A 21,509-nucleotide genomic window follows, 5' to 3' on the forward strand; every position below is an offset into this window, starting at 1 on the left:
CTCCCACATCTGTTTCGGGCCAGTTATGCCTGAAGCATTGGCGCGCGGCCCCTTTGGTGCCCGCCTCGATATCGCATCGTACAAACAAGGTGTCGCGCGCCTATTTAACAGGACTCATTGGCCTGAAACAGATGTGGGAGCGGGCTTGCCCCGCGAAGCGCCGCGCGGGCGGCGCTCGATCTCATAGGCGCTGTAAAAACCAAAGACAAGCACCTAGCCGCCCTCACCCGATCTCCCGACGTACATTCATTCCCTCAGAATGCCGGTACACTAACGCCCCTATCAAACCCTACAGAACAATCGCCACAACGCATCTTCGGACTGTTCGGTATTGCCCCTGCACTGTCACCCAAGGAAGAACGGGATGCTGCAAAACCAGATTCAACACCACCACCCCATTAAAGTATCCCTCATCGCGTTACTAGGGGTTTTCTCACTCACGCAAACACCGCACGCCGTCGCCGACATGACCAATGGCAAAAACCTCTACGTACAACGATGTGCCGTGTGCCACGGTGCCGATATCAAGGGAACAGGGCCGCTGGCCAATAAAAGCAACCCGCCAACCCCCGACCTTACAAGCGCTGCCTTCAAAAAGCGGCTGAGCAATTATCCAGGCGTTATCGTCGCGTCGGTGATACTTCGCCCCAATGGCAACTTGATCCCAAAGACGCTCCAGCAGAACGGTGTAAAAATACCGCCGCACGCCTGGAGCGTTAACGATTTTCGCGACCTGAACCAATACATGACCGGTGTGATTTCAAGAACCCCCTGATCCTGAAATGACTGGCAGGCGCTCAGCGCCGCACTGATAGCTGGCACTCTCAAGGCTGGCTTCAAACGCTTCAAGCCCCGCGTACACCTGCTGCAACCCACTGATCTGCGCCATCACTTCAAGCTTCTTGTCGGCAATGGCCTTGCCCACCAGCGCCCACGGCAATGCTTGCCCACGGTGCCCCTGGAGGATCGCCTGCATTTCCTTGAGTTTGAAGCCCAACTGCTGCGCGCATTTGATGAGCGTCAGCAGCTCAACGCTTTGCTGGTTGTAAACGCGGTACTTTCCCTGACGCTCGGGCGGCGGCAGCAGGCCAATCGCTTCATAGTGGCGGATGGTCTTGACCGTGGTGCCCGACAGCTGGGCGGCTTTGCCGATGTACATGAACGTCCTTTTTCGTTCGGGTGCGCCGCATCTTCACATAGCGCTGCCGGATCGGGAACCACCCGGGCCTGGTCAGCGGCTGGCGATACTGTTGGCCTTCGCAAGCCAGGCTTCGCGTTGCCGCGGGCTGGAGCCGAGCAGCGGCCCGAACGTCAGGGGTCTTCAAGGGTTTTATGCCGCAGAACTGCAACGTCGTCTTGCGTACCTGATGAAGGCCAGGCATGCGGTAAACCCATCTGTAATACCACGGGGGAGTGTCCATCGTTACCAGCAGATGCGCCGTTCGCCCTTTCAGGCGTTGCTCGGGGAAGGCCTTGCCTGCGCGGTACTGGAAAGCAAAACCGGGCAGGAACACCCGGTCGAAAAAACCTTTCATCAAAGCGGGAATGCCGCCCCACCAAATCGGGTAGATGAAGGCCAGGTGCTCAGCCCAGGTGATGTCTGCCTGGGCCTTGAGCAGGTCGGGCTCCAGTGGCTGAACCTGCCTGTAGCCTTCGCGCAACACCGGGTCGAAGTTCAAGGCACCAAGGCGTAACACCCGTACATCATGCCCGGCACTGCTGGCTGCCTCGACGTAACGCGCGGCCAAAGCACCGCAGAAACTATCGCCAGAAGGGTGGCCCAGCACCACCAGTACGCGCTTACTCATCATGACCACATCCTGAACGTGAAGCCTTCAGGGTAAAGGCTGCCCGTAACAGGAGAGTCAAGGCCAGCCAGGCCGTTACTGCGAATCCAGATGGTTGATGCACACCACCTTGGGCTGGGTCATGTCTTCATAGGCAAAGCGCACCCCTTCGCGGCCGAGGCTGCCGTACTTGAAGCCGCCAAACGGCATGGCGTCGAAGCGGTAATCGGACGAGTCGTTGATCATCACGCCCCCCGCCTCGATCCGCCGCGCCAGCTTCAGCGCCGTCGACAGGTCCCGGGTAAACACTCCCGCATGCAGGCTGTATTCCGGCGCATTGGCCAGGGCAACGGCCTCATCCAAGGTGTCGAACGGTTCAAGGATCGCCACCGGCGCGAACACTTCCTGTAGCCAGATACGGCTGCTGTGGCTGACCTGCTCCAGCACAGTGGGCGCATACAGGGCGCCTTGCCGGCGATGGCCACAAAGCAGCGTTGCACCCTGCCCCAGCGCCTCGTCCACCCACTGCTCGGTGCGACGGGCCGCCTGTTCGGTGACCATGGGGCCGACATCCGTTTCCAGGTTCGCCGGGTCACCCAACTGCAACGCCTTGGACTGCGCCACGAACTGTTCGCGAAATGCCGCGTACACCGCGCGCTGCACGAGGATCCGTTGCGTGCCGATGCAGTTCTGCCCCGCCGCCCAGAAGGCACCCGAGACACATGACTCTACCGTCTGCTCCAAGTCGCAGTCCGCCAGCACCAGCACAGGCGCATTGCCGCCCAGGTCCATGGCAAGTTTTTTCAACCCTGCGCTGCGGGCGATCGACTCGCCGGTCGCAAAGCCGCCGGTGAAGGAAACCATGCGCACCTCGCGCAGTTCGACCAGCGCCTTGCCCAGTTCGACACCGCCGGTGGCGGTAGTCACCACGTTTTCGCCGAGCCCGGCCTGTACCAGGCAATCGACCAGTTTCAACGCCGACAGCGGCGCCAGTTCGGACGGCTTGAGGATCACCGCATTGCCACCGGCAATCGCCGGGCCCAACTTGTGCGCCACCAGGTTCAGCGGGTCGTTGTAGGGTGTGATCGCCACAATCAGCCCCAGCGGTTCGCGGCTGAACCAGCCCTGGCGGGCCTCGGAGCCTTCATAGGCTTCGAACGGCACCACTTCGCCGGCATTACGCCGCGCCTCCTCGGCGGACAGCTTCAGCGTGTTCACACAGCGCTTTACCTCCTTCTGGGCCTGACGCAGGGTTTTACCGGCTTCGGCCACGATCAGCTCGGCGAACGCGGCAGCATCGGCTTCCACCAACCGCGCCGCCTCTTCCAGAATGCGCGCGCGACGGTGCCGGGGCATTGCTGCACTTTCAAGGCACCCCGCCCGTGCACGCGCCAGCAAGGCGGGCACTGCACTGGCGTCCAGGCAGGGCACACGTCCCACCAGGCGGCCGTCAAAGGGGCTGAACACGTCTATGTGGCTTGGCGCTACAGCGTGAACACTGGCCATGCGAGATACGCTCATAAAGGCTCCGTTACTGACGGTGGGTGGTGTGCAGGGCAATGATGTCGGAGAGCAAGGCGTAGGCCGTCTCGATGCGCCCTGCGCCCGGCCCGGACACCGTGACAGCACCCAGCAGCCCGGTGTCGAACGACACCGCATTAATTGCGCCGCTGATGCCGGCAAGCGGATGCTCAAGTGGCAGCAAGCGGGCTTCGACACTCGCAGACACCGCACCGTCAGCCGCCTTGCTGGCAGCACCGATCAGCTTCCAGCACTGGCCGGTGGCCTGCGCCTTGACGATGTCCGACGCGCTGATGCCGCTGATGCCCGAGCACGTCACATCGCTGACGCTCAAGCGTGCATCCAGCAACTCATTGGCCAGGATCACCACCTTCAGGCGCACGTCATAGCCTTCGACGTCGGCCGTCGGGTCGGCTTCGGCATACCCCAGCTGCTGCGCCTGGGCCACCGCATCGGCGAACGACAAGCCGTCTTTCATGCGGGTCAGGACATAGTTGGAGGTACCGTTGAGAATGCCCTCGAAGCCTTGTATCTGCGCACCCGCCAGGGCCTGTTTGGCCAGGCGAATCACCGGCGTGCCGCTCATTACTGCGCCTTCGTATTCGAACGCAACGTTGTGCCGCTGGGCCAGCGCCTTGAGTTCGGCACCGTGCAAGGCGATCGGCCCTTTGTTGGTGGTCACCACATGGATGCCGCTCTCCAGCGCCCAGCGGCAGAAGGTGGCGGCCGGCTCACCATCGACCGGGTTGGTGAAGGTGGCCTCGGCGATGATGTCGGCGCCGGACTGCTTGATGACGGTTTCGTTGAACGCCTCGGCGGTGCCGCCTGGCAGCTGTGCAAACGCGCCCTTTTCGGCTGGCAAGGCCGCCAGTGCGGCAGCGTCCAGGCCATTGCGGTCGACCAGCGAGCCGAGGAACAGGTCGGTGACGCCGACGATTTTCAGGCTGAAGCCGAGGGTGGCCTGCCAGCTGTCGTTGCTCGTTGCAATCAGTTGGGCCAGGCCTCTGTTGACACCGCCAAAACCTACCAGGGCAATTTTGTATTCAGTCACGAAGGCGTTCCTTTTTGCTGTTGTTTGATGGGCTCAGCGTACGAGGTGCCGGCGGGCAGTAGAATTGGCCAAAACGCCGTATTTATTGGGCGATCTGCACAGGCTCGCAGGCCCGCGAATGGGGCCACGCGGTAGCTGACACCGGCTTTGCCGGTGTTCGCGGGGCAAGCCCGCGCCCACAGGGTCGCTGCGTAATCAATGAGATAAATTTTGTTCGGGGGGATAGAAGCAGGGTTAAAAGACGGCGGAGAGGACGAAGGAGGTGACGGTGTTTTCAACACCCTTGATGCCGGCGATTTCTTTCCACACGGCGTGGACCCGCTCCGGGGTAGCGGCATCGACCCTGAGCATCAGGTCAAACTCGCCGCTGAGCACTTCGCACTGCACCACCTCGGGGATGCTCCGCAAGGTGGCCAGCACGTCGTCACCGCGCATGCGGTCGTAGCGATAGACGAAAATCACCGCACTGATCAACGACGATGGCCGGCGGGCGTCCCCCAGCCTAACCGTATAGCCCTGTATCGCACCGTCGCGCTCAAGCCGTTCGATACGCTGGCGCACCGCATTGCGCGACAGGTTCACCTTGGCCCCGAGCTCGGCGTGGGCGAGGCGTGCGTTGGCGGTCAGTTCGGCAAGGATGCGCTCGTCCAGCGGGTCGAGAATACGCTTCATGCGGGCCTCGACTGCGCCGCCAGCAAGGCCTTGCACAAGCCATCCAGGTCACCCCGATGCAACGCCGGTGGGCCCTCTTGCACCGGTGGCAGGCAGGCCAGCTCACCCTCCCAGACACCCAGCTGCGCCAGCAGCGCGGCAGACTTGCTTGGCGCGATCTGGCCCAGGGTCACCATCGGCGCACCCAGGCTGCGCCGATGCATGCGGCCCGCCAGTGCGCCGACGGCCGTATGAGGGTCGACCAACGTTGCCGCTTGCTCGCGCAGGGTGATGACTTCGCGGCGTACTTCGGCTTCGTCCACCGCATAGGAGTCGAACAACACCCGCGCCTCAAGCCATTGCGCATTGCCGATGCTCAATTCACCACAGGCCTCGAAATGCTCCATCAGCGCTGCGACACGGCTGCCGCTGCGCCCATACAGCTCCCAGATGAAGCGCTCCAGGTTCGAATACAGCGAAAAGTCCATGGCCGGTGACGACGTGCGCTGACTGGCATGGGGGGCGTAGCGGTTGCGATGAAGGAAACGGTGAAGGGCATCGTTGCTGTTGGTCGAAACGATCACCTGGTTGATCGGCAACCCCATTTTCTGCGCAATGAAGCCGGCGTAGATTTCCGCGAAGCTTGCCGCCGGTACGCTGAATGCAACCGGCCGGGTGCCGCCACCCAATTGCAGGGCCGCGTGGAAGTAGAACACGATCTGCGCCAGCACCCCTACCCAGTTGGTCGAGTTGAAACACACCGGTATCAAACCCTCCAGCGGCCAAGCACGAAACAGCCGCGCCACCAGGGTCTGACAGTCGTCGAAACTGCCCTCGACCGGCAGCAGCTGAACACTGGCGGGGTCCGCCGCCTGCAAGGCGACCAGGCGGTCTGCCGGGACCTCGCCCTGCGGGTAGAGAATGGCCAGGCGCACATTGGGCCTGGACGCAAAGGCCTCGATCGCGGCAATGCCGGTATCACCATTGGTGGCCCCGACCACCAGTGCCTCGCCGCCGGAGTGCGCCAGAAAGTGGCTGACCAGCCGTGCCTGGAGCTGCGCGGCGAAGTCCTTCGAGGTGCGTGTGGGGCCATGGAACAACTGCAGGATCCATTCGTTATGGCCAATCTGCTGCAAGGGTGTGATCGCGCGGTGGCTGAAGGCCTGGTAGCTGTCGCTGAGCAGCACGCGCAAGCACGGGTCATCAATGGCATCGCCGACAAAGGGCGCGATGACCCGCCAGACCAGCTCATCGAAGGGCAGCCAGGACCAACTGGCAATTGCCTCAGGGCTGATTACCGGCAAGTACGCCGGCACATACAGCCCGCCATCGGCGGCAGGCCCCGACAGCACGACTTCACGGAAGTCCGCTCGCACATCAGCGTTGCGGGTACTGACGTAATGCATGAAAACTCCCCAGGGTTACGAAGGCCGGTGCGCGTGTGCCACCAGCCAGGATGAAAACAGCGCAGCATCGGGTGGCAGTGGCCGCCCTTGCTCGCGTACCAGGTAAAACGATTCGCTCGCTTCGATGCGCTGGCTGAAGGGTGCGACCAGCTGGCCGTCCCTGAGCAGGTCCTCGACCACGGACGATCGCGCCAGCGCCACCCCCTGCCCCAGTTCGGCCATGCGGATGGTGGACACCAGCGTGTCGAACTGCAGCCCCCGCGAGTAGTCGACATCGTCCGCGCCTACCCGCTTGAGCCAGTAGCCCCAGCCCTCCTCGTAGCCCAGCACATGCAGCAGCGGGTGGTGCCTGAGGTCGCGCGGCTGGCGAATGGGCGAGCGCGCCATCAGCGCCGGCGAACAGACCGGCACCAGCACGTCCCAGGTCAAGCGTTGGGCATGCAGCCCGGGCCATTCGCCATTGCCCCAGCGCACCTCCAGGTCGTCCTCGCCATCCGGCGCCTTGACCCACAGGTTGCTGATATAGCGGATGTCGATGTGCGGGTGCTGGCGGCTGAAGTCGGGCAGCCGCGGGGCTAGCCAGTACTGCAGGAACGACAAGCTGCCGCGCACCTTCACCGGCCCGCGCTGGTGCTGACCGAAGATCTCGTTGGTGCCCACCGCCAGGCGGCTGATCGCATCCTGCACCACCGGCAGGTAGGACTGCCCCTCTTCGGTCAGGCCCAGGCCCCTGGGCAGGCGCTTGAACAAGGCCACGCCCAGGTGGTGTTCGAGTTGCCGGATCTGCTGGCTCACCGCCCCCTGGGTGAGGTGCAGCTCCTCGGCTGCGTGAGTAAAGTTCAAGGCGCGTGCCGACACTTCGAAAGACCGCAGCCAGTTGAGCGGCGGCAGGGTTTTTTGCTTCATCGACACGACCTCGTTCACAGTGGGGTCCGTGCATCATGAACCGGAAGGCTCAGCTCACGCCAACACTCGAACCTGCCGGCGCCAGGGCCGCCAGCCGCTGTGCACGCTTGTTGCGGGTAACCCAGTAGACGAAGTAGCACCAGCCAATGAACGGGATGCCGAAGTACAGGGCGACGCGTTGTTCGGGGTCGAAGGCGATGCCGACACAGGCCAGCACGCAGCAGGCAATCGCGCCCAGCGGCACCCAGGGGTAGCCGCGCACCCTGAAGTGCAGGTCTTCGACCCGCCCGCCATTGGCCACGTAATGGCGGCGGAAGGCGATCTGGCTGCCGGCAATGCTCATCCACACCACCACCACCGCCAGGCCGGAAATCGACACCAGCGCCAGGTACACTGTGTCCGGTGCCAGCACGCTGCTGAGCAACGACGCCGCAGCCCCGGCCATGCTCAGCACGATCGCGTTGACCGGCGTGCCACGCGGCGACAGGCGGGCGAAGCACTTGGGCATATGGCCCTGGTCACTGAGCGTCCACAGCATCCGCGAGGCCGCGTACAGCCCGGAGTTGGCGGCCGACAGCAAGGCGGTGAGGATCACGAAGTTCATGATGTCTGCCGAATACGGGATGCCGATCAGGTCGAAGACCATGACGAACGGGCTTTCGACCAGGCCTGCCTGTTCGCGCGGCAGCAAGGTGGCCAGCACGATGATGGTGCCGACGAAGAACAGCGCCAGGCGCACGACCGTGGTCCGAATGGCCTTGGGCACGCTCACCTGCGGGTCTTTTGCCTCGCCGGCGGCAATGCCGATCAGTTCGGTACCGGAAAACGCAAAGGACACCGCCAGAAGCGTCATCGCAATCGGCAGCACGCCGGTCGGGAACAACCCCTCACGGGTGAAGTTGGACAGCCCGATACCCTGCACATGCTGCACATCGAACAGGCCGAAGATGGCGCCAGCGCCGATGGCGATGAAGGCAATCACCGTCAGCACCTTGACCAGCGACAGCCAGAATTCGGTCTCGGCGAACAGGCGCACCGACACCACGTTGCTGACCAGTACCGTGATGGCGAACAGCGCGCTCCAGATCCACACCGGCGTGTCGGGAAACCAGCGGACCATCAGGATGCCCGCCGCGGTGAACTCCGAGCCGATGGCCACGGTCCAGGTCAGCCAGTACAGCCAGGCCACCGTGTAGCCGGTGCCTGGCCCCAGGTAGCGGGTGGCATAGCTGCTGAACGAGCCGGTTTCGGGCATCTGCACCGCCAGCTCACCCAGGCAGACCATGACCAGGTAGACCATCACCGCGCCGACGCAATACGCGATCACCGCGCCCAGGGGGCCAGCCTGGTTGACCGTGTAGCCCGAGGTCAGAAACAGGCCCGTGCCGATCACCCCGCCCAGCGCCAACATGACGATATGGCGGGTGTGCATCTCTTTCTTGTACCCGGCCGCGTGGGCCGACGCCGGCTTTGATTGTTCGGTGGACATAATCGAGTTCTCATGAAGTGGCTGGCAATCGACCGGCAAGCGGCCCTGGGGCCGACCCCGTCGATGTGTCAGCGGCTGTTATTGTTATGGCTTTCATGAATCAGGAAGGGCGCGCCCAACGCCTCAGGTCGACACTTCAACGTGCCGATCGCAGCGGTCGCTGCCCTGCCCCTGCTGGGCGCGCACTGTCGCGAACGCCTGGCGCAGGTCTGCCAGCAGGTCAGCGGTATCCTCGATGCCGACCGAAACCCGCACCAGGCCTTCGGAAATGCCCAGTGCCTGGCGCTCTTCCAGGGTGTTTTCCACGTGGCTGGTTGTCCGTGCCGGCCCGTAGATGGTTTCCACTGCACCGAGGTTGCCGGCGCGGTGGGCATAGCGCAGCTTAGGCAGCAGCGCGACGACGGTGTCCATCCCGCCTGCCAGGACGAAACTGACGATCGCGCCAAAACCGCGCATCTGCGCGTTGGCGATCGCGTGGCCGGGGTGCTGCGGCAACCCGGGGTAGTTGACCGCCTCCACCAGCGGCTCGGTGCACAGGTATTCGGCCAGGGCCTGGGCGCTGGCCTGTTGCTGACGCAGGCGCAGCGCCAGGGTCTTGATGCCGCGAATGATCAGGTAGGCGGAGAACGGGTCCAGCGAGGCGCCGTTGATTTCACGGTAGTGACGCACCTGCGCCATCAAGGTTTCGGCGCCGCAGACGACACCGCCCAGCACATCGCCATGCCCGGACAGGAATTTGGTCGCGCTGTGCACCACCACGTCGACGCCCAGCAGCAGCGGGTTCTGGTTCAGCGGCGTGGCGAAGGTGTTATCGGCAACCACCAGTGCCCCCACACGCTTGGCGGCGGCTACCAGGCGGCGGATGTCGAGGATTTTCAGCGTCGGGTTGCTCGGCGTCTCCAGGTAGACCACATCGCAACCGCGAGCGATTTCACGCTCCATGGCTTCGCTGTCGAGGGTGTCGCACAGCGTCACCTCGATGCCCTGGCGGGGCAGAAACTCTTCGAAGATCTTGTTGGTGCCGCCGTAGCTGTCGCGGGTCGAGACCACACGCTTGCCGTTGCACAGGAAGGTATGCAGTACACCGCTGATGGCGGCCATGCCGGTGCTGAAGGCCACGGCCGACTCGGCGTGTTCCAGGGCGCACAGTTTGTCTTCAAGGACCGCAACCGTCGGGTTGCTCATGCGGCTGTAGATGAAGCCAGGTTGTTTGCCCAGGACGATGTCGTACCAGGCGTCGATGTCCTGGTAGCCGTAGGCGGCACTGGCGATGATCGGGGTTTGGGTGGCGTTGTAGGGGTGCTCGACCTGTTCACCCTCCCACACCACCTGGGTACCGATACCGGGCTGCACGCCGTGGGCGACCTTTGCTTGGTTATTCATGTAATTGTCTCGCATCGATGAAACACGACGGTGTTTCGACTGGTCTGCGAGGACTATAGAGCGCACATACGCCCCTGAAAAACGATGCAATAAGGGCCTTAGGGGCGCTTTTTTTAATGGCTTCTGGGGGGCCGCTTTGCGGCCCATCGCGGCACAAGGCCGCTCCCACACTGGCCGCACCTACCCTGTGAATATGGGCATACACCGTCAATGTGGGAGCGGCATTGCGCCGCGATGGGCTGCGCAGCAGCCCCGGCGTTTACCGAATCGCGTGCAAGGCTTGCTGGTCGGCATGGTAGGACGAGCGTACCAGCGGCCCCGACGCCACATTCCTGAAGCCCATCGCCACAGCCTGCTCGGCGAACCAGGCAAAGGTATCCGGGTGCACGAACCGTTGCACCGGCAGGTGGCTGCGCGAAGGCTGCAGGTACTGCCCCAGGGTCAGCATGCCGACCTGATGCTCGCGCATGCGCTGCATCGCTTCCAGCACCTCCTCGTCGGTTTCCCCCAGGCCCAGCATCAGCCCGGACTTGGTCGGCACCCCGGGCACCCGGCGCTTGAAGTTCTCCAACAGGTCCAGCGACCACTCGAAGTCCGACCCCGGCCGTGCCGCCTTGTACAAGCGCGGCACGGTCTCCAGGTTATGGTTGAACACATCCGGCGGCGCCTGTTCGGTGATGGCCAGGGCCACGTCCATGCGCCCCCGGTAATCCGGCACCAGGGTTTCCAGCTTCGTGCCCGGCGACAGCTTGCGGATTTCGCGCAGGCAGTCGACGAAGTGCTGGGCACCGCCGTCGCGCAGGTCGTCACGGTCCACCGAGGTGATTACCACGTACTTCAGGCGCAGCTCGGCAATGGCGATCGCCAAGTGCTTCGGCTCATCGGCATCCAGCGGTTTCGGCCGGCCATGGCCGACGTCGCAGAACGGGCAACGCCGGGTGCAGATGTCGCCCATGATCATGAAGGTCGCCGTACCACCGGAAAAGCACTCGCCCAGGTTCGGGCATGAGGCTTCTTCGCAGACGCTGTGCAGCTTGTGCTTGCGCAGCAGCGCCTTGACCCGGGCGACCTCGGGTGACGTGGCGATTTCCACGCGGATCCAGTCGGGTTTGCGCGGCACTTCCTCGGTGGGCAGGATCTTCACCGGTATGCGCGCCACCTTTTCGGCGCCGCGCAGTTTCAAGCCGGCTTGCAGGGGCTGCGGGCGCGTGGCCGCAGTCAGGGTCTGGTTCATGTTCATGCTCCGCCAGTCAGGGCTTCATCCACGGTTGCTTCATCCACGAGGCTTCATCCACGGCCGATTCAGGCGCGGTAGACCGGATATTCCGCACACAGCTTGGCCACCGACCCGGCCACCTGGGCCTCGACATCGGCATCACCAAGGTGGTCGAGGATGTCGCAGACCCAGCCCGCCAGGGCCACGCACTCTGCAACCTTGAAGCCGCGGGTGGTGACGGCCGGAGTGCCGATGCGCAGGCCCGATGTCACGAACGGCGACTGCGGGTCGTTGGGCACGGCGTTCTTGTTGACGGTGATGTGCGCGCGGCCAAGGGCGGCGTCGGCGTCTTTTCCGGTGAGGCCCTGGCGGATCAGGCTGACCAGGAACAGGTGGTTGTCGGTGCCGCCGGACACCACGTCGTAACCGCGTTCGATGAACACCTGGGCCATGGCTTGGGCGTTTTCGATGACCTGTTGCTGGTAGCGCTTGAACTCAGGCGCCAGCGCTTCCTTGAAGCACACGGCCTTGGCGGCGATGACGTGCATCAGCGGGCCACCCTGGGCGCCAGGGAATACGGCAGCGTTGAGCTTTTTCTCGATCGCTTCGTTGGACTTGGCCAGGATCAGGCCGCCACGCGGGCCGCGCAAAGTCTTGTGGGTGGTGGTGGTGACCACGTCGGCGTACGGCAGCGGGTTGGGGTACAGGCCAGCGGCAACCAGGCCGGCGACGTGGGCCATGTCGACGAACAGCAGCGCACCGACCTTGTCGGCGATAGCGCGAAAGCGTGGGAAGTCGAGGGTCTTGGAGTAGGCCGAGAAGCCGGCAACGATCATCTTTGGCTTGTGCTCGACCGCCAGGCGCTCGACTTCGTCGTAGTCGATCAGGCCGGTGTCGGTGTTGATGCCGTACTGCACAGCGTTATAAAGCTTGCCCGAAGACGACACCTTGGCGCCGTGGGTCAGGTGGCCGCCGTGGGCCAGGCTCATGCCCAGGAGGGTATCGCCAGCTTGCAGCAGGGCCAGGTACACCGCGCTGTTGGCGGAAGAGCCAGAGTGCGGCTGGACGTTGGCGTAATCGGCACCGAACAGCAGCCTGGCACGTTCGATGGCCAACTGTTCAACCACATCGACGTGTTCGCAGCCGCCGTAGTAGCGCTTGCCCGGGTAGCCTTCGGCGTACTTGTTGGTCAGCTCGGTGCCCTGGGCCTGCATCACTTGCGGGCTGGTGTAGTTCTCCGAGGCGATCAGCTCGATATGGTCTTCCTGGCGCTGCACTTCGCGGCTGATGGCCGCTTGCAGTACAGGGTCGAAATCGGACAGGGTCAGGCTTTTATGGAACATGCGTGTGCTTCCTTGTTGTTGTGGGCAGGCAAGGCCCGGACCGGGACCGGGTCCGGGCCCGAGCGGTCAGGCATCCTGGTAGAGCGACAGGGGTGGGCAGGCGCACGCCAGGTTGCGGTCACCGTAGACGTTGTCCACGCGCCCCACCGGCGGCCAGTACTTGTTATCGCGCAGCGCTGGCAGCGGGTACACCGCCAGCTCGCGGGCATAGCGATGGGGCCATTCGCCGACCAGTTCGCTGGCGGTATGCGGTGCGTTCTTCAGCGGGTTGTCGAGCTTGTCGAGGATGCCGTTCTCCACCGCGCGGATTTCCTCACGGATACAGATCATGGCCTCGCAGAAGCGGTCGAGCTCTTCCTTGGACTCGCTCTCGGTCGGCTCGACCATCAACGTGCCCGCCACAGGGAAGGACATGGTCGGGGCGTGGAAGCCGAAATCGATCAGGCGCTTGGCCACGTCTTCGACGCTGATGCCACTGCTGTCCTTTAGCGGGCGCAGGTCAAGGATGCACTCGTGGGCCACCAGGCCGTTCTCGCCGGTGTACAGCACCGGGTAGTGCTCCTCCAGCCGCCGGGCAATGTAGTTGGCACTCAGAATGGCCAGCTGCGAGGCGCGCTTGAGCCCTTCCCCACCCATCATGCGGATGTACATCCAGGTGATCGGCAGGATGCTCGCGCTGCCATAAGGCGCCGCGCAGACAGCGCCCTCTTTGTGCGCCATGTGCGCGTGGCCGGGCAGGAACGGCGCCAAGTGCGCCTTGACACCGATCGGGCCGACCCCGGGGCCGCCGCCGCCGTGGGGGATGCAGAAGGTCTTGTGCAGGTTCAGGTGCGACACGTCACCACCGAACTTGCCCGGCGCGCAGAGGCCGACCATGGCGTTCATGTTGGCGCCGTCCAGGTACACCTGGCCGCCGTGCGCATGGATGATGTCGCAGATGCGGGTGATGCCCGCTTCGAACACACCATGGGTCGAGGGGTAGGTGATCATCAGCGCGGCCAACTGGTCGCGGTGCTGCTCGGCCTTGGCTTGCAGGTCGGCCACATCGACGTTGCCACGCTCGTCGCAGTTGACCACCACCACACGCATGCCGGCCATCTGAGCCGTGGCCGGGTTGGTGCCATGGGCCGACGACGGGATCAGGCACACATCGCGGCCCGCTTCGCCGCGGCTGGCATGGTAGGCGCGGATGGCCAACAGGCCTGCGTATTCACCTTGGGAGCCGGCGTTGGGCTGCAGCGACATTGCGTCATAACCAGTGGCCTCGCAGAGCATGGCCTGCAGTTCATCGGTCAACTGGCGGTAACCGAGTGACTGTTCGGCCGGGGCGAACGGGTGCAGGTTGCCGAACTCGGGCCAGGTGATCGGGATCATCTCACTGGCGGCGTTGAGCTTCATGGTGCACGAGCCCAGCGCGATCATGGTGCGGTCCAGGGCCAGGTCCTTGTCGGCCAGGCTACGCAGGTAGCGCATCAGCTCTGTTTCAGAGTGGTAGCGGTTGAACACCGGGTGCTGTAGGAACGCGGTTTCGCGCAGCAGTTGCGCCGGCAGGCGATCGCCACTGTCAGCGGCCAGGGCGGCGAAATCGGGCAGCGCCTGGCCAGGGGCGGCGAACACCTGCCACAAGGCCTCGACACTGGCCTGCTCGCAGGTTTCATCCAGCGACAGGCCGACGCGGGTCTGGTCAATCAGGCGCAAGTTCAACTGCGCACCGTGGGCGGCGGCCAGCACCTCGGCCACAGGCTGGGCAGTCACCACGCTAACGGTGTCGAAGAAGTGCGCCTGCTCCACCAGGTGCCCAAGCTGCTGCAGCCCTTGCACCAGGATCGCGGTCAGGCGGTGTACCCGCCGGGCAATCTGCGCCAGCCCCGCGGGGCCATGGTAGACCGCATACATGCTGGCAATGTTGGCCAGCAGCACCTGCGCGGTGCAGATGTTGCTGGTCGCCTTCTCACGACGGATGTGTTGCTCGCGGGTCTGCATGGCCAGGCGCAGGGCCGGCTTGCCGAAGCGGTCGATGGACACACCGACCAGGCGGCCAGGCATGTCGCGCTTGAACGCATCGCGGGTTGCAAAATACGCCGCGTGCGGGCCACCGAAGCCCAGCGGCACGCCGAAGCGCTGAGCGCTGCCCAGCACCACATCGGCATCGAATTCACCCGGTGGGGTCAGCAAGGTCAGCGCCAGCAGGTCGGCAGACACCGCCACCAACGCACCGACGGCATGGGCGCGTGCTACCAGGCTGCGGTGGTCGGCGATGGCGCCGGTGCTGGCCGGGTACTGCAGCAGCAGGCCGAAGTACGGCTCAAGGCTTTGCCACTGCAGCGCCGCTTCATCACCGATGACCACTTCTATGCCCAGGGGTTGGGCGCGGGTGCGCAGCACGTCGAGGGTCTGCGGGTGGCAATGGTGGGAGGCAAAGAATGCCGGCGCCTTGCTCTTGGCCAGGCGTTTGCAGAAGGTCATGGCTTCGGCGGCGGCGGTGGCCTCGTCGAGCAAGGAGGCGTTGGCGATCTGCATGCCGGTGAGGTCGCTGACCAGGGTCTGGAAATTGAGCAGCGCTTCCAGGCGGCCTTGAGAAATCTCTGGCTGGTAAGGCGTGTACGCGGTGTACCAGGCCGGGTTTTCCAGCAGGTTGCGCAGGATCGGCGTCGGCGTATGGCACGGATAGTAACCTTGGCCGATGTGGTTGCGAAACAGCTGGTTCTTCGCGGCGATGGCCTTGAGTGCTGCCAGGGCTTCAGCCTCGCCCTGCCCTTTGCTCGGCGCGAGCACGCTGGTGCCCTTGATGCTGTCGGGGATGACGCTGTCGATCAGGGCATCCAGGGTGTCGTGGCCGGTCAGCGCCAGCATCGCCTCGATGTCGTGCTCGCGAGGGCCGATGTGACGTGCGATGAACGCGTTATCCGTGGTCAATGCGACAGGTGCGTTGGTCATGTCGATACCCTGGTTCAGGCGTTGTCGGCCAGGAAGCGCTCATAGCCTTCCTGGTCCATCAAGGTGTCGAGGTCGGCGATGTTGGCGACCTGGATGCGGAAGAACCAGCCGTCCTTCATCGGTGAGGCATTGACCAGTTCCGGGTCGTCGGCCAGGGCCTGGTTGACCGCCACCACGCTACCGTTCAGGGGCATGCTGATGTTGCTGGCGGCCTTCACCGACTCCAGCACCGCGACTTCATTGCCCTCGGCGTACTCGCCCGGCTCCGGCAACTGCACGAACACCACATCACCCAGCGCCTCCTGGGCATAGGTGGTGATGCCGACGGTCAACTCGCCAGTCGCTTCCAGACGCAGCCATTCGTGCTCGGGGGTAAAACGCAGCGTGCTCATGGGTCTTCCTCTCTTGTTATCAGGTGGGTCCCGGTCCAGGACTGAAACCACAAGAGCAAGGGCGATGCCAACTTGTATAAAGCCTTTAATTTCAACTAGTTAGTTGAACATCGAGGTCATTTTCAAACGGCTTCTGCGGAACGAAACAGCTCCAGTGCGTCGCGCCGAGAGGCGCCCTTGAAGGGGCGTGCCAATGAATGTGGGGGCCCCGTTCCAGTGGAGTGCATTCACTCCACTGGAACGTATTGGCACCAGGGCGGCTACGCGGGCCGGCTGGCGATGCCGTATTTGCGTAAGCGCTGGCCGATTGCGGTGTGCGAGGTCTGCAGGCGCGCAGCCAATTGCCGGGTCGAGGGGTACGTCGCATACAGGTTTTCCAGCAGGGACTTTTCAAACCCCTGCACCGCTGCTTCCAGGCTGATGACCGCTTGGGCGTCAGGCTGCTGGCTGCTCAAGGCGGTGCCGGCCAGTTCCAGGTCGTCGCAGTCGATCACCTCCCCTTCGCTGATGGCTGCCGCACGGAACACCACGTTCTGCAACTGGCGCACGTTGCCCGCCCAGCGGTTGCCCAGCAGCAACGGGTGGGTGGCCAGCGCCAGCCGGCAGGGCGAGCGCTGGATCTGCGCGCAGGCCTGGCGCAGGAAGTGCTCGGCCAGCAGCAGGATGTCCTTGCCACGCTCGCGCAAGGGCGGCACCTTCAGGTTGAGCACGTTGAGGCGGTAGTAGAGGTCTTCGCGAAAGCTGCCTTCGAGCACCATGTTTTCCAGGTTGCGGTGGGTCGCACAGACCACTCGGACATTCACCCGCACCTCACCGCCGCCGCCCACCCGACGGAAGCTGCCGTCATTGAGAAAACGCAACAGCTTGGCCTGCAGGTAGGGCGACATCTCCCCCACCTCATCGAGAAACACCGTGCCGCCATCGCCCAGCTCCAGCAGGCCAGGCTTGCCGCCGCGCTGGGCGCCAGTGAAGGCGCCGGCGGCGTAGCCGAACAGTTCGCTTTCGGCCAGGCTCTCTGGCAGTGCAGCACAGTTGAGCGCCAGAAACGACGCATCACGCCGGGCGCTGAGGGCATGGCAGGCACGGGCGACCAGCTCCTTGCCAGTGCCTGTCTCACCCTGGATCAGCAGCGGCGCTTCAAGGCCGGCCACTTTGTGCAGGCGCACCTTGAGTTCCTTGAGCGCGGTCGAGTCACCAAGCAGCCCGTCCAGCCCTTCACCAGGGTCGTGCAGCAACGACGCCAGGCGCTCGCCGATGCGGCTTGGCGGGTAAAGGGTGAGCAGGCCGCCGACCAGGGCCTCGGCACCGCCACTGATGGGCGTGGCTTCCAGCAACAGCGCCTGGCCCTGGAAACCCACCTCGCACATGGGCAGGCGAAAGCCCTTGTCGATCAAGGTTTGGGCCAGGTCTGCCTCGGCAAACAGCCGCGATAACGGCTCACCAGCCGGCTCGCGGCCAATCAGGCTGACCAGCGTGGGGTTGGCCAGCAGCACATGGCCGCCAGCGTCCACCGCCAGCACCGGGTCACTCATCGCCGCCAGCAGCGCCTCCAATTGCAGGCGTCGGCGATGGCCGGGCAGGAAGTCGACCAGCTCGACCGCCTGCACACCGGCCACCCGCAACAGCGCAGCATGCAGTTCGTCCAGCACCGCCTGCTGCAGCGCCGGGGCGTCGATGTAGACGTTGGGCGGGATCATTTCCACCGCATCCAGGTTGAGGTTGCGCGCCCCCAGCAGTGCCAGGATTTCCTGGGTGATGCCGACGCGGTCGATGAAGGTGACGTGGATTCTCATCGTGATTCCCTGGTTGGCAAAACGACAACAGGGGGACGGCGCACACTGCGCTGTCCCCCTGGGTAAACGTGACGTTGGCGATCAATCCGCTTCGAAGGACAACGCAGTGTTCCCCTGTCTTTTCTGGCGGACGGACCGGTAGAACAGGCCCAGCAGCGCGAACCACACCGGCATGGCGAACAACGCCATGCGGGTGTCCGCTTCCAGGGCCAGCAAGCCGAGGATGAAGGCGAAGAACGCCAGGCACACCCAGCACATGATGGTGCCGCCCGGCATCTTGTATTTCGACGCACGGTGCAGGTGGTCGCGCCGCTTGCGGTACGCCAGGTACGACAGCAGGATCATCGACCAGACGAACATGAACAGCAGGGCCGACACCGTGGTGATCAGGGTGAAGGCGTCGAGCATGTTGGGCACCAGGTAGATCACCAGCGCACCGGCGGTCAGGCACACACAAGAGAAGATCAGGCCGTTGGACGGCACGGCGCGGCACGACAGTGCGCTGAACGTGCCCGGTGCATCACCTTCCATCGCCAGGCCGTAGAGCATGCGGCTGGTCGAGAACACGCCGCTGTTGGCCGAAGACGCCGCTGACGTCAGCACCACGAAGTTGATGATGCCTGCTGCGGCGGGTAGCCCGGCCAGCACGAACAGCTCGACGAAGGGGCTCTTGTTGGCCACCACATCTCGCCAGGGGGTAACGGCCATGATGGCGATCAACGCCAACACGTAGAAGACGATGATGCGCAGCGGAATGGAGTTGATGGCACGCGGCAGGTTGCGTTCCGGGTTCTTGGTTTCGGCAGCCGTGGTGCCGACCAGCTCGATGCCGACGAAGGCGAACACCGCAATCTGGAAGCCGGCGAAGAAGCCCATGAGGCCATGGGGGAACATCCCGTCGTCGTTCCACAGGTTGGCCAGCGTGGCGACGTTGCCAGCGGGCGACTGGTAGGCTGCCGCCACCATGTACACCCCAGTGCAGACCAATGCGCAAATGGCCACGATCTTGATCATGGCGAACCAGAACTCCAGTTCACCGAACATCTTCACCGTCATCAGGTTGAGGCTCAGCAACAGCCCGACGCAGCCCAGCGCCGGCAACCACAAGGGAATATCCGGGAACCAGAATTGTGAATAGGCGGAAATGGCGATCACATCGGCAATCCCGGTGACAATCCAGCAAAACCAGTAAGTCCAGCCCGTGAAAAAGCCTGCCCACGGGCCTAACAAATCGGCGGAAAAATCGATGAACGACTTGTACTGCAAGTTGGACAAGAGCAGTTCGCCCATGGCCCGCATGACGAAAAACAGCATGAAGCCGATGATCATGTAGACGAAGATGATCGAAGGCCCAGCCAGGCTGATGGTCTTGCCAGAGCCCATGAACAGGCCGGTGCCAATCGCACCGCCGATGGCGATCAACTGGATGTGGCGGTTGGAAAGATTACGCTTGAGTTCGTGCGTGTCACCCTCAGGCGGACAGTGACCCTGCGGCAGGTTATTCATTGTTATTTACCTTGCTAGTTTAATTGTTTTTATAACGTCACAAGTTCAACTTTCTGCCCGGATATGCCGTGGAGCATCCGGACGAGCACAAGGGAATCAGCAAGGACTATGCCAAGGAGTACAGGCCACTAAACACGGGGTTTTGTGCAACTATCATCTTTTGCCACTGTAATGAAGCCACTCCAGTGGCAAGGCTAAAGGGCACGGTGTACGACACCGAGGCGTCGTATACCGTGCCCTGCCCTGCGCTGTATTGATATCACTACAATGGAGCGCTATCAGTCCAAGCCTTGCTTTAGCGTCTAAAACAGGTGTGCCCCCGCGAATACCGGCGAAGCCGGTGCCATACACCGCGCCGCGCCATTCGCGGGGCGAGCCCGCTCCCACAGCAATAGCGCGTCCGCTGGGGTTCCTACAGTCCGTTCTAGGGATGTTTCAACCTGTGCGCACCTCGCGCCGTGGTGCGCGGCTGCGCTGTTGATCCTGCCAATCCTCTACCAACCCGACCGGCACATCGGCCGGCGCCAGCGGCTCGCGCCCGCGCACCAGGTCGGCAGCGCGCTCGGCGAGCATGATGGTCGGCGCATTGAGGTTGCCGTTGGGCTCGCTGGGGAACACCGACGAGTCGATCACCCGCAGCCCCTGCAAGCCATGCACACGCAACGCCGAGTCGACCACCGCCATGGCGTCCTCGCCCATGCGGCACGAGCCACAGGGGTGCATGGTGCTTTCCATGTTGGCACGCACGAAGGCATCGATCTGCTCGTCGGTCTGCACCTGCGGCCCCGGCGCCAGCTCCTCGCCGCGGAAGCGGTCCATCGCCGGCTGGGCGATGATCTCGCGGGTCAGGCGCACGCAGCGGCGGAAGCCCTCGCGGTCCTCTTCACTTTGCAGGTAGTTGAAGCGGATTTCCGGGTGCTGGTAAGGGTCGGCAGACAGCGCCCGCACATGCCCGCGGCTCTTGGGTTTGTTCGGCCCGGTCAGCACCATGAAACCATGGCCTTTGAAGGGTTTGTCGCCGTCATAGCGCATCGCCGCCGGCAGGAAGTGGAACTGAATGTCCGGCCAGCGCAGCCCCTTGGCCGAGCGGATGAAACCACCTGCCTCAAAATGGTTGCTGGCGCCCAGGCCATCTTTGAACAGCAACCAGCGCAGGCCGATCATCGCCTTGCCCAGCAGGCTCATCTTGCCGTTGAGCGTCACCGGCTCCTTGCAGGCGTACTGGATGTAGATTTCCGAGTGGTCCTGCAGGTTCTCGCCCACACCCGGCAGGGCATGAAGCATCTTGATCCCGGCCTTTTTCAGCACCGCCTCGGGGCCGATACCCGAGCGCTGCAGCAGGTGCGGCGAGCCGATCGGGCCGGATGCCACCAGCACTTCGCGGCTGCAATGAACCGTGTGGGTCTGGCCGCCTTCGTCGTACTCGACCCCAACCGCCCGCTTGCCATCGAGCAGGATGCGCCGGGTCATGGCGTGGGTCACGACGGTCAGGTTCGGCCGGCTCATGGCCGGGCGCAGGTAGGCATTGGCGGTGGACCAGCGCACCCCGTCCTTCACGGTCATGTGCATGGCGCCGAAGCCTTCCTGCATGTAGCCATTGCAGTCGTCGGTCTTGATGTAGCCGGCCTCGGCACCGGCTTCTATCCAGGCGCCGTACAGCGGGTTCTGCATGTTGTTGCCGTTGTTGGTGGCCAGCGGCCCGGCGCCACCGCGGTAGTCGTCGCCGCCGAACTTGAAGTTTTCGGCGCGCTTGAAGTACGGCAGGCAGTTGCGATAACCCCAGCCGTTCGCGCCCAGGCTTTCCCACTCATCGAAGTCGCAGGCATGGCCACGGATGTAGACCAGGCCGTTGATCGAGGACGACCCACCCAGCACCTTGCCTCTTGGGCAGTGCAAGCGTCGGCCGTCCAGGTGGGTTTCGGCGGCGGTCTCGTAGCGCCAGTTGTACTTCTTGGTGTTCATCGGCAAGGAAAACGCACTGGGCATCTGGATCAGCACACTGCGGTCGCTGCCGCCGAACTCCAGCACCAGCACCGAGGTGGCAGGGTCTTCGCTGAGGCGGTTGGCCAGGACGCAGCCGGCAGAGCCTGCGCCGATGATGATGTAGTCGTATCGTTTGTTCATTGTT

17 protein-coding genes are annotated in these 21,509 nt (G+C 63.7%); 1 reads left to right on the forward strand and 16 read right to left on the reverse strand.

The window, feature by feature from the left end:
* Nucleotides 1-364: 364 nt before the first annotated feature.
* Entirely contained in the window at nucleotides 365-775 is a 411-nt protein-coding gene (locus tag LJX93_RS15880) for a c-type cytochrome (RefSeq protein WP_152604614.1), read from the forward strand.
* Here LJX93_RS15880 and LJX93_RS15885 read toward each other — a convergent pair.
* The 16 genes from LJX93_RS15885 to betA all read right to left on the reverse strand — a co-directional run bounded on the left by LJX93_RS15885 (nucleotide 761) and on the right by betA (nucleotide 21,505).
* Nucleotides 761-1,159, reverse strand: a complete 399-nt coding sequence (locus tag LJX93_RS15885; RefSeq protein ID WP_033698596.1) for a MerR family transcriptional regulator — start codon at nucleotides 1,157-1,159, stop codon at nucleotides 761-763. The two genes, LJX93_RS15880 and LJX93_RS15885, sit on opposite strands and share 15 nt — an antisense overlap.
* Complete coding sequence (locus LJX93_RS15890; protein ID WP_227696181.1) at nucleotides 1,098-1,811, reverse strand: NAD(P)H-dependent oxidoreductase; 714 nt, start codon at nucleotides 1,809-1,811, stop codon at nucleotides 1,098-1,100. Before LJX93_RS15890 ends, LJX93_RS15885 begins: the two co-directional genes overlap by 62 nt.
* Before the next feature lie 72 nt (nucleotides 1,812-1,883).
* Nucleotides 1,884-3,308, reverse strand: a complete 1,425-nt coding sequence (locus tag LJX93_RS15895) for an aldehyde dehydrogenase family protein (RefSeq protein WP_033698599.1) — start codon at nucleotides 3,306-3,308, stop codon at nucleotides 1,884-1,886.
* Nucleotides 3,309-3,318: 10 nt separating this feature from the next.
* Nucleotides 3,319-4,359: a homoserine dehydrogenase gene (locus LJX93_RS15900; RefSeq protein ID WP_095064563.1), complete on the reverse strand. Its 1,041-nt coding sequence runs from the start codon at nucleotides 4,357-4,359 to the stop codon at nucleotides 3,319-3,321.
* Nucleotides 4,360-4,593: 234 nt separating this feature from the next.
* A complete protein-coding gene (locus tag LJX93_RS15905) occupies nucleotides 4,594-5,031 on the reverse strand; it encodes an Lrp/AsnC family transcriptional regulator (protein ID WP_227696182.1) in 438 nt (145 codons plus the stop codon).
* The gene (gene thrC / locus LJX93_RS15910) at nucleotides 5,028-6,416 is read right to left on the reverse strand and encodes a threonine synthase (RefSeq protein WP_156311136.1); all 1,389 of its coding nucleotides are present in this window, start codon (nucleotides 6,414-6,416) and stop codon (nucleotides 5,028-5,030) included. Before thrC ends, LJX93_RS15905 begins: the two co-directional genes overlap by 4 nt.
* A gap of 15 nt (nucleotides 6,417-6,431) precedes the next feature.
* Entirely contained in the window at nucleotides 6,432-7,322 is an 891-nt protein-coding gene (locus LJX93_RS15915) for a LysR substrate-binding domain-containing protein (protein WP_033698604.1), read from the reverse strand.
* Between the two features lie 49 nt (nucleotides 7,323-7,371).
* Entirely contained in the window at nucleotides 7,372-8,811 is a 1,440-nt protein-coding gene (locus LJX93_RS15920; protein ID WP_033698605.1) for an amino acid permease, read from the reverse strand.
* Nucleotides 8,812-8,934: 123 nt separating this feature from the next.
* On the reverse strand, nucleotides 8,935-10,194 hold the full coding sequence (locus tag LJX93_RS15925) for a cystathionine gamma-synthase family protein (protein WP_227696183.1): 1,260 nt from the start codon (nucleotides 10,192-10,194) through the stop codon (nucleotides 8,935-8,937).
* Nucleotides 10,195-10,453: 259 nt separating this feature from the next.
* Nucleotides 10,454-11,428, reverse strand: coding sequence for a lipoyl synthase (gene lipA, locus LJX93_RS15930; RefSeq protein WP_095064565.1), 975 nt, complete (start codon nucleotides 11,426-11,428; stop codon nucleotides 10,454-10,456).
* 68 nt (nucleotides 11,429-11,496) lie between these two features.
* Complete coding sequence (gene glyA, locus LJX93_RS15935) at nucleotides 11,497-12,753, reverse strand: serine hydroxymethyltransferase (protein WP_047583408.1); 1,257 nt, start codon at nucleotides 12,751-12,753, stop codon at nucleotides 11,497-11,499.
* Nucleotides 12,754-12,819: 66 nt separating this feature from the next.
* On the reverse strand, nucleotides 12,820-15,690 hold the full coding sequence (gene gcvP, locus LJX93_RS15940; RefSeq protein ID WP_227696184.1) for an aminomethyl-transferring glycine dehydrogenase: 2,871 nt from the start codon (nucleotides 15,688-15,690) through the stop codon (nucleotides 12,820-12,822).
* A 14-nt stretch (nucleotides 15,691-15,704) separates the two neighbouring features.
* The gene (gene gcvH, locus LJX93_RS15945) at nucleotides 15,705-16,082 is read right to left on the reverse strand and encodes a glycine cleavage system protein GcvH (protein ID WP_033698613.1); all 378 of its coding nucleotides are present in this window, start codon (nucleotides 16,080-16,082) and stop codon (nucleotides 15,705-15,707) included.
* A gap of 260 nt (nucleotides 16,083-16,342) precedes the next feature.
* Nucleotides 16,343-17,875: a sigma-54-dependent transcriptional regulator gene (locus tag LJX93_RS15950; RefSeq protein WP_095064567.1), complete on the reverse strand. Its 1,533-nt coding sequence runs from the start codon at nucleotides 17,873-17,875 to the stop codon at nucleotides 16,343-16,345.
* An 81-nt stretch (nucleotides 17,876-17,956) separates the two neighbouring features.
* On the reverse strand, nucleotides 17,957-19,381 hold the full coding sequence (cycA, locus tag LJX93_RS15955) for a D-serine/D-alanine/glycine transporter (RefSeq protein WP_047583411.1): 1,425 nt from the start codon (nucleotides 19,379-19,381) through the stop codon (nucleotides 17,957-17,959).
* A gap of 435 nt (nucleotides 19,382-19,816) precedes the next feature.
* A complete protein-coding gene (gene betA / locus LJX93_RS15960) occupies nucleotides 19,817-21,505 on the reverse strand; it encodes a choline dehydrogenase (RefSeq protein ID WP_095064568.1) in 1,689 nt (562 codons plus the stop codon).
* Nucleotides 21,506-21,509: the final 4 nt, after the last annotated feature.

This window comes from Pseudomonas sp. HN2-3 (assembly GCF_020691745.1).
Lineage (GTDB): Bacteria > Pseudomonadota > Gammaproteobacteria > Pseudomonadales > Pseudomonadaceae > Aquipseudomonas > Aquipseudomonas capeferrum.

Excerpts from the sequence above, each read along its gene's own strand:
- LJX93_RS15880 (WP_152604614.1), top strand. The coding sequence starts at position 365 with ATGCTGCAAAACCAGATTCAACACCACCACCCCATTAAAGTATCCCTC.
- LJX93_RS15885 (WP_033698596.1), bottom strand. The coding sequence starts at position 1,159 with ATGTACATCGGCAAAGCCGCCCAGCTGTCGGGCACCACGGTCAAGACC.
- LJX93_RS15890 (WP_227696181.1), bottom strand. The coding sequence starts at position 1,811 with ATGATGAGTAAGCGCGTACTGGTGGTGCTGGGCCACCCTTCTGGCGAT.
- LJX93_RS15895 (WP_033698599.1), bottom strand. The coding sequence starts at position 3,308 with ATGAGCGTATCTCGCATGGCCAGTGTTCACGCTGTAGCGCCAAGCCAC.
- LJX93_RS15905 (WP_227696182.1), bottom strand. The coding sequence starts at position 5,031 with ATGAAGCGTATTCTCGACCCGCTGGACGAGCGCATCCTTGCCGAACTG.
- thrC (WP_156311136.1), bottom strand. The coding sequence starts at position 6,416 with ATGCATTACGTCAGTACCCGCAACGCTGATGTGCGAGCGGACTTCCGT.
- LJX93_RS15915 (WP_033698604.1), bottom strand. The coding sequence starts at position 7,322 with ATGAAGCAAAAAACCCTGCCGCCGCTCAACTGGCTGCGGTCTTTCGAA.
- LJX93_RS15920 (WP_033698605.1), bottom strand. The coding sequence starts at position 8,811 with ATGTCCACCGAACAATCAAAGCCGGCGTCGGCCCACGCGGCCGGGTAC.
- LJX93_RS15925 (WP_227696183.1), bottom strand. The coding sequence starts at position 10,194 with ATGAATAACCAAGCAAAGGTCGCCCACGGCGTGCAGCCCGGTATCGGT.
- lipA (WP_095064565.1), bottom strand. The coding sequence starts at position 11,428 with ATGAACCAGACCCTGACTGCGGCCACGCGCCCGCAGCCCCTGCAAGCC.
- glyA (WP_047583408.1), bottom strand. The coding sequence starts at position 12,753 with ATGTTCCATAAAAGCCTGACCCTGTCCGATTTCGACCCTGTACTGCAA.
- gcvP (WP_227696184.1), bottom strand. The coding sequence starts at position 15,690 with ATGACCAACGCACCTGTCGCATTGACCACGGATAACGCGTTCATCGCA.
- gcvH (WP_033698613.1), bottom strand. The coding sequence starts at position 16,082 with ATGAGCACGCTGCGTTTTACCCCCGAGCACGAATGGCTGCGTCTGGAA.
- LJX93_RS15950 (WP_095064567.1), bottom strand. The coding sequence starts at position 17,875 with ATGAGAATCCACGTCACCTTCATCGACCGCGTCGGCATCACCCAGGAA.
- cycA (WP_047583411.1), bottom strand. The coding sequence starts at position 19,381 with ATGAATAACCTGCCGCAGGGTCACTGTCCGCCTGAGGGTGACACGCAC.
- betA (WP_095064568.1), bottom strand. The coding sequence starts at position 21,505 with ATGAACAAACGATACGACTACATCATCATCGGCGCAGGCTCTGCCGGC.